We start from the raw sequence: 12,989 nt of genomic DNA, 5'->3' as shown, positions 1-12,989 counted from the left end.
CGACGTGGTCGCCACGACCCGCAGCACCATCCCAGCCGGGCAGGGGCAAGGCGCTGCAATCATGCAGGCCGACATCATCCGTCACCTCCGCGAGGCGTTCAGCCCGCGCCCCGGCTTCGACCCGCGCTGCTGCCACCGCACGGTGATCCAGCGGTGCCCCGGATGTCCCTACGACATCGACGATCCCACCCCAACCAAGGACCAATGAGCCGCAAACCCAAGACCACCAAAACCTCCGACATCGTCGTGAAGCCTGCCCACTACACCCGCTGGGCCATCGAGCCCATCACCTTCATCATGCGCAACAAGATGGAGTTCTGGCGGGGCAACATCGTCAAGTACGGGAGCCGCGCTGGCTTCAAGACCTACGACGGCTTGGACGCGGTCGAGAGCGAGATCGCCGATCTGGAGAAGGTCCGTCGCTACGCTGAGATGCGTATCAACGAACTGAAAGGTGAGGTTGAGCTGTAATGGCTCGGATCAACCGTGGAGGGGCCGAAGAGGCCTCTCCCCCAATTAGGTTGCACTACAGCCCCACGAAACCCGTCGAGGTCCCGGTTCCGGACATCTCCGACGACATCATCAATTACCTGAACGCGGTGTTCCCCGATGCGCTTCCTCCTGTCGGTTCTGCCTACAGTGAGGTCGAACGCGCGTGGGGACGGCGCGAGGTCATCGAGCACCTGATCAGGGCCAAGGATCAGATCGAGACAGACAACAATGTGCTTAGGCGGCGGATCATCTCCACCTCCAGCCCAGACGCCGGCGCCACCGCCGCCGCCTCCGGCTGACACCCCCAGCGCTCCCGTCTACAACGAGAGCAACACTGATGCGAAGGACGCGAAGACCTACGTCGAGAACTCCCGGCGCGGTCGCAGCTCGCTCCTCATCAAGCGCAACACGGCATCCTCCAGTGGCGGCGAAAGCGGCCTGAACATCCCCACCTGATGTGTAGTGGAGGAGGAGGAGGGGGCGGCTCAGTCACCGGCCGTGCGATGAGCGCGGTCCAAGCAAACCCGAGGGCTTTCTTCGGAGATGCTTTGCCGAGTGGCAGCAGCGCTGCGCCCACATCAACAACGGGAGGCTCCGCAGCCGTCCCGACAACCCCGAGCGGGGACACCAACGGCACCTCGCCAGAACTGTCCTCAGCCCAGTCATCGCTCCTCATCACCCGTCAGCGCAAGCGTGCCTCCGGCACCGCCTCGGCACCTGGGGGTGGGAGCGGACTGAACATCCCAACCTAAGGAGCGCTCATGTGTATGGGCGGCGGCGGATCATCCGCGCCAGCAACCACTCCGCTCCCGTCGCAGGAAGCGGGCAACCCGAACAACGGCCAGTCGGCGATTGTCAACGCACCGACCACCACGACCGTTGACGACAAGACCACCGATAGCAGCCCCACTGATCGCGGCGTCTCTTCGCTCCGCATCAAGCGCAGCAAGGGTGGCACCAGCGTTCCATCGTCCGGCACCGGACTGAACATTCCGACCTAATGGCCGAACCCGTACAGGGCACGGCGAAGTCGCGCTACGCACAGCTTGAGAGCTTGCGCCTCCCGTTCCTACAGCGGGCTCGGGACTGCGCGACGTTGACCGTCCCATACCTGATGCCGCCCGAAGGCTTGACGCCGGGCATGACCCTGCCGACGCCTTACCAGTCCCTTGGGGCTCGCGGCATCAGGACCCTCTCAGCGAAACTTCTGCTGAGCCTATTCCCGCCGAACACCACCTTCTTCAAGTACAGCCTCGACGACTTCCTGCTCCAGAAACTCACTGGCAAGGAAGGCATGCGGGGCGAAGTCGAGAAGGCGCTCAGCTCACGCGAACGCGCCACGCTCGATGAGATGGAAGGTGCGCAGATGCGCCTCAACGCCAGCACGGCGATGCAGCACCTGCTCGTGTCCGGCAACTTCCTCGTTCACGTGCCACCTCAGGGCCGCGTCCGTGGCTTCCGTCTCGACCAGTTCGTGGTCAAGCGCGATGCCTCCGGCAATGTCCTTGAGATCGTCGTGAAGGAGATGGTCTCTCCGACCGTGCTCCCCGATGTCGTCGCCGATGCCATCAAGGCTGAAGCTGCGAAGAAGCGGGGTGCCACCTCGGAGGACAAGAGCGCCGAACTCTATACGCACATCATCCGCCGCGAAGGTGGCTGGGAAGTGTACCAAGAGAGCGGCGGTGTCAAGATTGACGGCACCGAGGGCTCGTATCCCGTAGACCGCTGTCCGTGGCTCGTCCTGCGTCTCGCGACGCAACCCGGTGAGGACTACGGCCGTTCCTACGTGGAAGAGTTCCTCGGTGATCTGGACAGCCTCGAAGGCTTGTCCGAGACGCTAGTCGAAGGCTCGGCAGCAGCAGCCCGTATCGTCTTCCTCGTCAAGCCCAACGGCGTCACTTCGGTGAAGGTCGTGAGTAAGGCGAAGAACGGTGACGTTGCTGTCGGTAACGCCGAAGACGTGACCGTGATCCAAGCGCAGAAGCAGGCCGACCTCGGTGTCGCGCAGAAGCAAGCGCAGGAGATCGCACAGCGCCTCGCCTACGCATTCCTCCTCAACACCGCCGTCCAGCGGCAGGCTGAGCGGGTGACTGCGGAGGAGATCAAGTACATGGCGCAGGAACTCGACGATGCCCTCGGTGGCATGTACGCGCTCCTCTCGGCTGAGTTTCAGCTCCCTGTCGTGCTCCTCTTCGAGGACCGCATGGAGAAGAACCGTCAGGTCCCGCAGATGCCCAAGGGTGTCGTCAAGCCGACGATCACCACCGGCATGGCCGCCATCGGCCGTGGCATCGATCTCCGCAACCTCCGTGCATTCACGGCGGACATCGTCCAGACGCTCGGCCCCGAGATCGCCTTCCGGTATCTCCAGCCGACTGAGTACATCAAGCGTGCCGCTGCCGCCTATGGCATCGACACAGGTGGGCTCGTGAAGCCCGACACCGTCATCGCTCAGGAAGAGCAGATGGCACAACTCCAAGCGCTCGTCCAGAACCTCGGCCCGCAAGCCCTCCAGCAACTCGGAGGCATGGGCAAGGAAGTCGTGAAGGGCGCAGTTCAACAGCAAGGTAACAATGACCAAAGCAGCTCCCAAGGCTGAGGTCGTCGCAGAAGCCCCCTCGGTGAAGATCGAGGAGGGCACTGTCGATGCCACGGCAATCAACGTGATCGCAGAACCGAAGACCGTCTCGACCGACACCTTCGGCAACAAGATCGAAGAGCTCTGATTTGAGCACCGCTTCGGTTTCTTTCCAGACTGCTCCGACCGGCGCTGAGGCTCCGGCCCCGGCTGCGGACCCGAGCAAGGACATCAATGCGCAAGCAACGAACCCCGCCGCAACTGGTGACGGGTCCAATCCCGCTCGCCCCGAGTGGCTCCCGCAAAACTTCAACTCGGTCGAAGACTTCGTCAAGTCAAGCAACGAAGCCCGAGCAGAACTCACCCGCACCCAGCAGGAACTCGCGAAACTCCGCAAACCCAGCGACGGTGCCAGTGAACAGCCTGCCGAAGGGGCAGCGCAGACTTCGCAGACCGAGGCTGAACGAGCCGCAAACGAAGCCGTAACGAATGCGGGCCTCGACGTTTCGTCGTGGCAGCAGGAGTTCAACAACACCCGCGATGTGTCTGAAGATGGCCGTGCGGCTATCGCCAAGGCACTCGAAGGGCAGTTCGGCAAGGACGCTCGGACGCTGGTCGATGACTTCATCGAAGGCCAGAAGGTCCGCCTCCAGAACGTCGAGACGCAGGTCCACAACGTGGCTGGCGGCAAGGACCAGTACGCTGCGATGATGCAGTGGGCTGGCTCCAACCTGAACGATCAGGAGATCAGCGCCTACAACAAGGCGATGGGCTCCGGCGACTTCAACTCAATGTCGTTGGCAGTCGATGGTCTCAAGGCCCGCTTCGTCAAGGCGAACGGCTCACAGCCCAAGCTGATCAACGGCGACAACGCCGTCAGCAACAGCAGCGCAGGCTTCGGCTCCACGGCCGAGATGACTGCTGCCATGCGCGACCCGCGCTACGCGAAGGACCCGGTCTACCGCAAGTCCGTCGAACAGCGAGCGATGCGCTCCAACTTCTAAGGACAGATGAACGACCACCTTCGCACATCGAAGGCGGGCCTCAATCTCATCCGGTCGTTCGAGGGCCTCTTCCTGACAGCCTATTACTGTCCGGCAGGGGTCCTCACGATTGGCTACGGCCACACGAACATGGATGGTGTCGAACCCCGTGTCGTGAAGGGGATGAAGATCACGCAGGAGCAGGCAGAGGACATCCTCCGTCGCGCCATCGTGCCATACGAGAACGCTGTGAAGCGCCTCGTCAAGGTCCCGCTGACACAGAGCGAGTTCGACGCTCTCGTTTCTTTCGCATACAACTGCGGCATCTACAATCTCGAAAAGAGTACGCTGCTGCGCAAGCTCAACAAGGGCGACTACGATTGCGTCCCCACCGAGCTGATGAAGTACGTCACCGCCAAGACCAAGAAGGGCCGCGTCACGCTGGCCGGTCTGGTGCGCCGACGCAAAGCCGAGGGTGCCATGTGGGCCCTCACGAAGCACCTCGGCATGCTCAAGGGTGCCACCACGGGTGAGCCTGTGGAAGCCGGTGATGAGAGCGACGAAGAGCCGATGGCTCAGGATGTCGCTGCCCCGCCGACTGGCTCCGTCGAGAAGACAATCGCCACCGTTACCTCTGCCGCGCCCGTCCTGTCCTTCATGGCAGGCATCGACTGGAAGATCGTCGCCATCGTGGCGGCCTCTGCCGTCGCTGGCCTCGCGCTCTGGCTCTGGTATCGCCACAACAACCACGCCTGATGTACGAACACCTGTTCGTCGCATGGGCACTCGTCATCTTCGCCATCGCCTGTGCAGGCGTCTTGGAGGGGATCGCCGACAATTACGAGATCGAGTGACGTGCTCCAGAAACTCCTCGGTCTTCGCAGCACCATCATCGCTGTCCTCGTTGCGCTCACCATCGGCTTCGGTGTCGGTTGGAGAGTGTCCAGCGAGTTCAGCGAGGCGAGGGCGCTAAAGCTTGAGGTCGCCGGTCTGCATCGCCAGATCGAAGCCCGTGACGCTGCCGCCAAGGCAGACATAGGCAAGGCCCAGGTTGACGCTGCGAAGATCGCCCAACTCGAAGAAGCAATTCGTGAAGCTGAAAGCAAAACTCCTGCTGCCGTTTGTCTTGATCGCAATGACACTCGGCGGCTGCGTAACCTCTGGAAGTAACGGCGTCAGCCTTGCTCCCATCCCCGGCGACATCGCGGCGTGCTTCAACAGCATCGTCCCCGCGCCGAAGCAGGACACCCTGACCAAGCGCGACATCGTCCGCCTGATCGGTGACCTGAAGAAGTCCGAAGCCTCCAAGCAAGGCTGCGGCAAACGACTGATCAATTACTACGACACCCAACGCGCGGTGTTCGAGAATTGACATGGCTCGCGCCTCTGCCTCCCTCCCGGTCCCATTCCGGTGAAAGGTACGCGCGGGTCCTCCTACCAGTGTGAGAAGAACGTGCTGTCCTATCTAGGCGGCGTTCAGGTCCAAGACCATCGTACATCACGAGACCATTTGGCTCGTCCTCTGGGAGCACCTGCGGGTGCACCGAGGCGAATAACCTTGTGCGTCCTCTGCTGTCGGGTTCGAGGCCATTCCTCAATCCACACTGGAGACTACAATGACCGACACTGTTGTGTCACGCACTGGCCAAGTCAACCACACGGGCGACGCTCTGGCCCTCTTCCTCAAGGTGTTCTCGGGTGAAGTTCTCACCGAGTTCGAGCGCACCACGCTTTTCACGGATAAGCACTTCATCCGTGCGATCACCAGCGGCAAGTCCGCTCAGTTCCCGCTGATCGGTAAGGCGTCGAGCCGTTACCATACGCCGGGTCAGTGGATCGATGGCACCGTCATCGACCACGCTGAGAAGGTGATCGCAATCGACGATCTTCTGATCGCCGACACCTTCATCGCCAACATCGACGAAGCGATGAACCACTACGACGTTCGCGGTCCCTACTCGCAGGAGCTGGGTCGTGAGCTGGCGCAGGCGTTCGACACGAACGTCGCCCGCGTGATGGCTCTGGCGGCTCGCGCCTCCAACCCGCTCGCTGGCCGCGCCGGTGGCACCCGTATCTCGAACGTGAACATGGACACGGACAAGGATGTGCTCCGCACGTCGATCTTCTCCGCTGCCCAGAAGCTGGACGAAAAGAACGTCCCGGCTGCTGACCGCACCGCGTTCTTCCGCCCGGCCCAGTTCTACATCATGGCTCAGGACACCACGCTGGTGAACAAGTTCTATGGTGATACCGGCGCCGACCTCGGCAAGGGTTCGCTGGAGACTGTCGCTGGCTTCCCGATCGTGAAGTCGAACAACGTTCCGTCCGCGAACGACACCGCGAACACCGCCGTCCACACCAAGTATCGCGCTGACTTCAGCACGACCGTTGGCCTCATCTCCCACAAGATGGCGGCTGGCACGGTCAAGCTGATGGACCTCGCGATGGACGCTCAGTACGAGCCCCGCCGTCAGGGCACCTTCATGGTCGCCAAGTACGCGGTCGGCCACGACTGGCTGCGCCCCGAGTGCGCGGTCGAACTCTACAAGGGCTAATCCCCTTCAACTCCAGCCGGGGGCCCAATCGGGCCCTCGGTTTTTTTCATGAAGGACAACAATGGATACCACTGCGCTCGCTCCTATGACGGAGCTTGAGGCCATCAACGACATGCTCTCACTGATCTCGGAGAGCCCGGTGGCCTCCCTTGACGAGGCATCGCGCGTTGCTGACGCACAGATCGCCATGCAGATGCTCCGGCGCGAGAGCCGGGATGTGCAGACCCGTGGCTGGGACTGGAACACCGAAGAGGACCTGATGCTGTCGCCCGACATCGACGGCAACATCATCCTCCCTCGGAACACCGTCTCTGTCGATCCGATGGACCCGCAGCTCGATTACGTGTCGCGCGGCGGCAAGCTCTGGGATCGCGCGAACAAGACCTACAAGATCGGCACGAAGGTGGCTGTGAAGATCGTCTTCCTGTACCCCTTCGAGGATTTGCCGGAGACCGCGCGTCGCTACATTTCGCAGGCGGCCGGTCGCAAGTTCGAGAACCGCACCATCGGCGATGGCGGCTCACACCAGATCAACGAGATGGACGTGCTGAAGGCGTGGTCGATCCTCCTGCAAGAGGAGTGCGACAACACCGAGAGCAATGTCCTCCAATCCACGACCGTGCGGCGCATCGCCCACGGACGCTTCAGGTAAATGACCAAGCCCGTTACAGGTTCTATCCCCAACCTCGTCAACGGCGTATCCCAGCAGGCCCCAGCGCTTCGTCTGCCCACGCAGGCCGACAGCCAGGACAACTACTACTCGACCATCGTCGAGGGCCTGAAGGATCGCCCGCCGACTGAGCACATTGCGAAGATACTCGAAACGCTCCCGCCCAAGGTCTTCACGCACATCATCAACCGCGACATCAACGAGAAGTATCTCGTCGTGTTCGACCCGGAAGATGGCATCCTGCGTGTGTTCGACTTCGAGGGTGTCGAGCGTGAGGTCTTCTATCCGCGTGGCTTCGGCTACATCGACGGCGCAGACGCCTCGACGCTCCGTGGCATCACGGTCGCGGACTACACCTTCATCACCAACACCACCGTGGCCACCGCGATGGACACCGAGGTCTTCCCACTGAGGAAGCCTGAGGCGCTCGTCAACGTGCTCGCGGGCAACTACGGCAAGACCTACGCGATCTACATCAACGGTGTCGTCGCGGCCAAGTACGAGACGCCGGACGGCGACCAAGCGTCCGAGGCGGCGTACATCGACACGGTCTACATCGCCAGTCAGCTCGACGCTGCGCTGACGGCCAACGGCTTCAACGCCAATGGCTGGCACTCCAACCGCTACCAGAACGCCATCCACATCTTCCATGAGCTGGGCACCGCCTTCAACATCGAAGTGCAGGACGGCTACAACGGAAATGCCATGAAGGCAGCGAAGGGGCGCGTGCAGCGCTTCTCCGATCTGCCGTCGTTCGGCCCTGACGGCTTTGTCGTCGAGGTCGTGGGCGACAAGGGCACGGCGGGCGACAACTACTACGTCCAGTTCCAGAAGGGATCGGACGGGCCCGGCGTCTGGAAGGAATGCCCAAAGCCCGGCGAGAAGCTGTACATCAAGGCGGCCACGATGCCGCACGCTCTGATCTCTGAGGCGGACGGTACGTTCACCTTCGACGAGATCGAGTGGGACCCGCGCAAGGCGGGCGACAGCATCGAGCATCCCGACCCGTCGTTCATCGGCGACTACATCGAAGACGTGTTCTTCCATCGCAACCGGCTGGGCTTCCTGTCGGGCGAGAACTCGATCATGTCGCGCAACGGGTCATTCTTCGACTTCTACCGCACGACCGCGACCGCGATCCTCGACGACGATCCAATCGACGTTGGCGCATCGCACGTCAAGGTCTCGCTGCTGAAGCATGCGGTGCCCTATCAGGACCAGCTCGTGCTCTTCTCGGAGCAGACGCAGTTCTCGGTCGGTGGCAACGATCTGCTCACGCCGAAGACGGTCTCGATCAAGCCGCAGACTGAGTATGTCTGTGACGGCAGGGTGCGCCCCGTGGGCATCGGCCAGTCGATCTTCTTCGCTGCACGGCGAGGGGACTACATGTCCCTCTGGGAATACACCATCGACAAGACCTCGCAGACCGCAGCGGCCTCGGAGATCACGGCGCACGTCCCGGCCTATGTGCCGAAGGGCGCGTTCAAGATGGCTGGCACCTCGAACGAGAGCCTGCTCGCGCTGCTGTGCTCCAGCGACCCGACCCGCCTGTACCTCTATCGCTACTATGTCTCCACTGACGGGCAGCGATTGCAGGCGGCGTGGCAGCGCTGGTCGCTCCCCGGTAACCCCGAGCTGCTCAACATCGAGTTCATCGAGAGCGACCTCTACGTGGTCTGCAAGCGCGAGGACGGTGTCTACCTTGAGAAGATCAGGATGCAGCCGAATGCGTTCGACGAGGGCCTCGGCTTCCTCGTGCACCTCGACCGCCGCATCCACACCGAGAAGCTCCCGGCTCCGGTCTACAGCTCGGCGTTCAACTACACCGTCTACACGCTGCCCTACATGCCGTCCGCGAACATCACGGCGGTCACGTCCCCCGGAGGCAACACGCTTCCTGCCATCGAGCTGCCCGTCGCTGTGATCAGCACGGATGGACTTCAGGTGGCACTGAGGGGCGACACGAGGGAAGCGGAGGTGTGGTTCGGCGAGCCTTACGAGCGGCGCTACCGCTTCTCGCGGTTCTTCCTCCGGCAGCAGTCGGCGAACGGCGGCACCACCGCAGTTCAGTCCGGCCGCTTGCAGCTCAAGCAGATGACACTGGCCTACAACAACTCGGCATACTTCCGTGTCGAAGTCACCCCCGAAGGTCGCTCCATGTACACCTACGACTTCACTGGACGCACCCTCGGCGACGCCAACAACATCCTCGGTCACATCCCGCTCCGAACGGGCAAGATGAACATCCCTCTCATGTCGCGTAACGACAGGGTGAACATCGAACTCACGTCGGACAGTTGGATGCCTTCGGCATTCATCAACGCGGAATGGGTCGGGGTTCACAACGAGAAGGCAAGAGACTTTTAGTGGGCTATGTGCAACGCGCGACCGTTGAGGACGTGACGTTCATCGCCGCGAACCTGAGGCAGGCTGATCGCATGGAGTGCGACGCTACGACGGCAATGCCGCCGGAGTTGATCCTGCCTCAGTCCGTGGGGGCTCGTCGAGACGTGTGGACATTCCACCGCAACGACGGCCTCCCGGTCGGCGTGTTCGGAGCGGACCCAACCCCAATCCCCGAAGTCGGCATCGTATGGATGATGTCCACCGGGGTGGTGAACGACCACAAGCGTGAGTTCCTCACCGAGAGCCGCCCCTTCGTCTGGGCGCTCAACGATCAATACCCGATCATCACCAACATGGTGGATGCTCGCAACACCCTACATCATCGCTGGCTCAAGTGGCTCGGCTTCTCCTTCCTTCGCAGGATCGAGCAATGGGGTGCGCGCAGCGTCCCCTTCTACGAATTCGCAAGGATGAAACAAACATGTGCGTAATGGCCCTTGGAGCGCTCGCTCCGATCTTGGGCATGATCAGCAGCATCGGCTCTGCGGTTGTCGGCTACGCCGCGCAGCAGAAGGCCGCTGACGATCAGAACGCCTACTACGCTGCGAATGCTCGCGCGGCGCAGATGGCTGCTGTCAACCAGTATGCCAACGAGCAGAACGCGATCATCCAGAAGCGCAACGCGGCCTCACAACAGGTCGAGGAGACCCACATCTCAGCGCTGAAGGCGCGAGGCACCGCATGGACTGCGGCAGGCGAGAGCGGCGTCACCGGCCTGTCCGTGGATGCGCTCATCGACGACTACTACGGTCGCGAGGGTCGCCGCGTGGACAGCATCGACCAGAACTACGAGATGGACCGCGACTACATGCGGGCCCAGATGGAAAGCACCCGCGCTCAGGCCGAGCAGCGGATCAACAGCGTGCGGCAGGCCAGTGAGCCTTCGTTCGCTGACGCCGCTATTCGCATCGTCGGTGGCATCGCCAGCGGCATGGGCCAGATGGCCAAGGTCGGCAGCACCGGCCTAGCTCAGGAGATGGCATTCTAATGGCACGTGGACGAGTACAGGCTCCCGAGATCGAGGGGCCGGTTGCGCTCCAACCTCCGGGACTTCCGGGCGACACCTTCACGGGTGCCGCTCAGGCCCCGATCAACACCGACCTGACGCGCCTCGCTGACGCGCTCAGCTCCTTCAACACCTCACTCTCCAGCTTCGGCACCGCCGCCGCTATGGCGCAGAAGAAGCAGCAGGCCGAGATCGACGGCGCTCGCGCGAACAAGATGATCATGGGCATGACCCGTGACGACGCAATCGAGCGGGTGCAGAACGGCACCATGCCCAACTTCGCCGACCCGTTCGCCCGCGCCATGGTCGAGAAGAACGCCGGTCAGGCATACGGCGAGCGCCTCGTCTCCGGCATCCAGCAGCAGATCAAGACGGGTCAGATCGACCTGTCGGCTGAGGGGCCAGGAACGAACATCGAGGACTTCATCACGAAGGCCGTGCAGGATGACATGCAGGGCATGCCGCAGACCTTCCAGCAGTCCAAGGCTGGCATGGCGGGCTACCAGCAGCGCATCGAGAGCGCACGTGACGCGCTCATGAAGGCCCAGCTCGAGCAGCGCTCGGCCGCGTTCACGCGCAAGCAGGAAGGCGTCGCCTACGACCAGTTCAGCAAGATGTTCGGCACGACGGCTGGCGACAGCCCTGAGGTCACACAGCAGAAGGTCCGTGGCGTCTATCTCGATCTCGGCAACGCCAAGTTCCTGAAGAACGACCAGCTCGACCAGCAGCTCATCAACGTGCTCCGCAATCGCGCCTCCGATCCCAACTCGGTTGAGGCGGTGGTGCACGCGCTGGGCGTTGATCGCGTCGGCAAGGATGGCGAGAAGATACCGGCCCTTGGTGCGAACCCGCGCTACGCGCAGGACATCCAGCAGATCAGGGACACGGCTCGCGCCACGCTGACGAAGAAGTACGACGACACGATGGAGACGCAGGCCGTCGCCAATGTGAAGTCGGCCATGGAGCGACAGGACGGTTCGCTGTGGACGATGAACAACGCCACCTACAAGAACCCCTACGACCGCGCGAACGGCGATCGCACCATCAACGTGGACAAGGTCAAGCAGTCGGCCGTCAATGACTGGCTGACGTGGAGCAAGCAGCTCGCGGCCTCGCGCCAAGAGACCCCCGACCTCCAGTATCAGCGCGAGTGGTCTGTCCTGACCGCGAACAACATCGCCAACCCGGCGTGGAAGGAAATGCTCACGGGCCCGCCCAAGGCATTCGCCAACCCGCAGGCTCTGACCAACCCGGCCACCCGGCAGTCCGCGATGGCGGCTGGCGAGAAGTTCATGGAGATGGACACCGCCAACCATCCCTACGTGAAGAACACGCTGGGCTTGGACGGCAACACGATGGACTTCTATCAGGTCTACTCGGCTGCACGCTCGCAGCTCGGCAAGAGCACCGATGAGGCCCTCGACATGGCGGCCTCGGCGATCCGCACACCGGACAACGAGAACGATCTGGCCGTCCGCGCACAGCGGGCCAAGGACGTTGAGGCGAAGGTGAAGTCGATGGACTTCGGCAGTGGCTTCATGAGCTACATGCCGTTCGTCAACAGCGACGCGAAGAACTCCGGCGCGTTGCAGAAGCGCGTCCTCGACGTGGCGACGCTCTACACCCGCATCCCCGGCATGTCGCTGGACGACGCGGTGAAGGCCGCTGTCGATACTGTGCAGAAGCGCTCGGTCTACATCAACGGTCACGTTGTTGCGGACACCGGCTGGCTCCCGCCGCCGCAGTTCAAGGGCAACATCGAGAGCGCTCTGGAGCACTTCACGAAGCAGTACGGTGACGCCAACCACGTCTCGAAGGCGACCGACCTGTCCATCGAACCGATGGGCGGTGGTGTCTTCAGGATCATCGACGCGACGCAGGAGGGCGGCAAGCCGCTCTACGCCCGCGACGCCAGTGGTCGCACGGTGCCTGCGACGATCTCGATGCCCATGCTCCTCGGCTTGCAGAAGCAGAAGGACGCAGCGAAGGCTGAAGAGATACAGCAGGGCCAGCAGCAGAACCAGCAGTCGGCCATCAAGGCTGAGCAGGACACGCTGCGGTCCACACCCGACCGCTTACTCTCGCCCGCCAAGCGAGCAGAGAAGGCGGCCCTCGGCCCCGGCGATCCGGGCATGACGACGGGACCGGCGCTCTCACCGCAAGTGGTGATGCCGCGCTCGATCACCGAAGCAGTCCCGCCGAAGGCATTCGAGGACTTCTTCCAGAACTTGCTGAACCCCGGCAACCCACGCACGGGCGGACGCAAGAAGTAACCATTCAACAGGCGAGGGGGAGCTGA

At 62.5% G+C, this 12,989-nt stretch carries 15 protein-coding genes; all 15 read left to right on the top strand.

Annotated features, from left to right (window positions below; translation table 11 throughout):
• Window positions 1–4: 4 nt before the first annotated feature.
• The 15 genes from NLM15_RS25095 (at window position 5) to NLM15_RS25025 (ending at window position 12,963) form a co-directional block, all read left to right on the top strand.
• A complete protein-coding gene (locus tag NLM15_RS25095) occupies window positions 5–208 on the top strand; it encodes a hypothetical protein (protein WP_254120126.1) in 204 nt (67 codons plus the stop codon).
• Entirely contained in the window at window positions 205–471 is a 267-nt protein-coding gene (locus NLM15_RS25090; protein WP_254120125.1) for a DUF3310 domain-containing protein, read from the top strand. The genes NLM15_RS25095 and NLM15_RS25090 overlap by 4 nt, the downstream gene beginning before the upstream one ends.
• Window positions 471–791 (top strand): hypothetical protein, encoded by a 321-nt coding sequence (locus NLM15_RS25085; RefSeq protein ID WP_254120124.1) that lies wholly within the window; start codon window positions 471–473, stop codon window positions 789–791. Before NLM15_RS25090 ends, NLM15_RS25085 begins: the two co-directional genes overlap by 1 nt.
• Window positions 792–1,253: 462 nt before the next feature.
• Complete coding sequence (locus NLM15_RS25080) at window positions 1,254–1,493, top strand: hypothetical protein (RefSeq protein ID WP_254120123.1); 240 nt, start codon at window positions 1,254–1,256, stop codon at window positions 1,491–1,493.
• Window positions 1,493–3,091: a portal protein gene (locus tag NLM15_RS25075; protein ID WP_256565487.1), complete on the top strand. Its 1,599-nt coding sequence runs from the start codon at window positions 1,493–1,495 to the stop codon at window positions 3,089–3,091. Before NLM15_RS25080 ends, NLM15_RS25075 begins: the two co-directional genes overlap by 1 nt.
• The gene (locus NLM15_RS25070) at window positions 3,066–3,218 is read left to right on the top strand and encodes a hypothetical protein (RefSeq protein WP_254120119.1); all 153 of its coding nucleotides are present in this window, start codon (window positions 3,066–3,068) and stop codon (window positions 3,216–3,218) included. The genes NLM15_RS25075 and NLM15_RS25070 overlap by 26 nt, the downstream gene beginning before the upstream one ends.
• Before the next feature lies 1 nt (window position 3,219).
• Complete coding sequence (locus tag NLM15_RS25065; RefSeq protein WP_254120118.1) at window positions 3,220–4,074, top strand: hypothetical protein; 855 nt, start codon at window positions 3,220–3,222, stop codon at window positions 4,072–4,074.
• Between the two features lie 6 nt (window positions 4,075–4,080).
• Window positions 4,081–4,809 (top strand): lysozyme, encoded by a 729-nt coding sequence (locus NLM15_RS25060; protein ID WP_254120117.1) that lies wholly within the window; start codon window positions 4,081–4,083, stop codon window positions 4,807–4,809.
• Window positions 4,810–5,143: 334 nt separating this feature from the next.
• The gene (locus tag NLM15_RS25055; protein WP_254120116.1) at window positions 5,144–5,425 is read left to right on the top strand and encodes a hypothetical protein; all 282 of its coding nucleotides are present in this window, start codon (window positions 5,144–5,146) and stop codon (window positions 5,423–5,425) included.
• 244 nt (window positions 5,426–5,669) lie between these two features.
• Window positions 5,670–6,608, top strand: coding sequence for a P22 phage major capsid protein family protein (locus NLM15_RS25050; RefSeq protein WP_254120115.1), 939 nt, complete (start codon window positions 5,670–5,672; stop codon window positions 6,606–6,608).
• Window positions 6,609–6,669: 61 nt separating this feature from the next.
• Entirely contained in the window at window positions 6,670–7,260 is a 591-nt protein-coding gene (locus NLM15_RS25045) for a hypothetical protein (protein ID WP_254120114.1), read from the top strand.
• On the top strand, window positions 7,261–9,645 hold the full coding sequence (locus NLM15_RS25040) for a hypothetical protein (protein ID WP_254120113.1): 2,385 nt from the start codon (window positions 7,261–7,263) through the stop codon (window positions 9,643–9,645). It begins immediately after the preceding gene.
• Window positions 9,645–10,115 carry a hypothetical protein gene (locus NLM15_RS25035; RefSeq protein WP_254120112.1) on the top strand — a complete coding sequence of 157 codons (471 nt, stop codon included), beginning with the start codon at window positions 9,645–9,647 and terminating at the stop codon, window positions 10,113–10,115. The genes NLM15_RS25040 and NLM15_RS25035 overlap by 1 nt, the downstream gene beginning before the upstream one ends.
• 32 nt (window positions 10,116–10,147) lie before the next feature.
• Complete coding sequence (locus NLM15_RS25030; RefSeq protein ID WP_254120111.1) at window positions 10,148–10,672, top strand: hypothetical protein; 525 nt, start codon at window positions 10,148–10,150, stop codon at window positions 10,670–10,672.
• A complete protein-coding gene (locus NLM15_RS25025) occupies window positions 10,672–12,963 on the top strand; it encodes a hypothetical protein (protein WP_254120110.1) in 2,292 nt (763 codons plus the stop codon). The genes NLM15_RS25030 and NLM15_RS25025 overlap by 1 nt, the downstream gene beginning before the upstream one ends.
• Window positions 12,964–12,989: the final 26 nt, after the last annotated feature.

This window comes from Bradyrhizobium sp. CCGB20, assembly GCF_024199855.1.
In the GTDB taxonomy this organism is placed as follows: domain Bacteria; phylum Pseudomonadota; class Alphaproteobacteria; order Rhizobiales; family Xanthobacteraceae; genus Bradyrhizobium.
Note: the sequence above shows the minus strand (reverse complement) of the source record. Positions and strands in the feature narration are given on the sequence as shown.

What these genes read in the sequence shown, in the direction of transcription:
- NLM15_RS25090 (WP_254120125.1), top strand. Translation starts at nt 205, where the DNA reads ATGAGCCGCAAACCCAAGACCACCAAAACCTCCGACATCGTCGTGAAG.
- NLM15_RS25085 (WP_254120124.1), top strand. Translation starts at nt 471, where the DNA reads ATGGCTCGGATCAACCGTGGAGGGGCCGAAGAGGCCTCTCCCCCAATT.
- NLM15_RS25080 (WP_254120123.1), top strand. Translation starts at nt 1,254, where the DNA reads ATGTGTATGGGCGGCGGCGGATCATCCGCGCCAGCAACCACTCCGCTC.
- NLM15_RS25075 (WP_256565487.1), top strand. Translation starts at nt 1,493, where the DNA reads ATGGCCGAACCCGTACAGGGCACGGCGAAGTCGCGCTACGCACAGCTT.
- NLM15_RS25070 (WP_254120119.1), top strand. Translation starts at nt 3,066, where the DNA reads ATGACCAAAGCAGCTCCCAAGGCTGAGGTCGTCGCAGAAGCCCCCTCG.
- NLM15_RS25060 (WP_254120117.1), top strand. Translation starts at nt 4,081, where the DNA reads ATGAACGACCACCTTCGCACATCGAAGGCGGGCCTCAATCTCATCCGG.
- NLM15_RS25050 (WP_254120115.1), top strand. Translation starts at nt 5,670, where the DNA reads ATGACCGACACTGTTGTGTCACGCACTGGCCAAGTCAACCACACGGGC.
- NLM15_RS25045 (WP_254120114.1), top strand. Translation starts at nt 6,670, where the DNA reads ATGGATACCACTGCGCTCGCTCCTATGACGGAGCTTGAGGCCATCAAC.
- NLM15_RS25040 (WP_254120113.1), top strand. Translation starts at nt 7,261, where the DNA reads ATGACCAAGCCCGTTACAGGTTCTATCCCCAACCTCGTCAACGGCGTA.
- NLM15_RS25030 (WP_254120111.1), top strand. Translation starts at nt 10,148, where the DNA reads ATGATCAGCAGCATCGGCTCTGCGGTTGTCGGCTACGCCGCGCAGCAG.
- NLM15_RS25025 (WP_254120110.1), top strand. Translation starts at nt 10,672, where the DNA reads ATGGCACGTGGACGAGTACAGGCTCCCGAGATCGAGGGGCCGGTTGCG.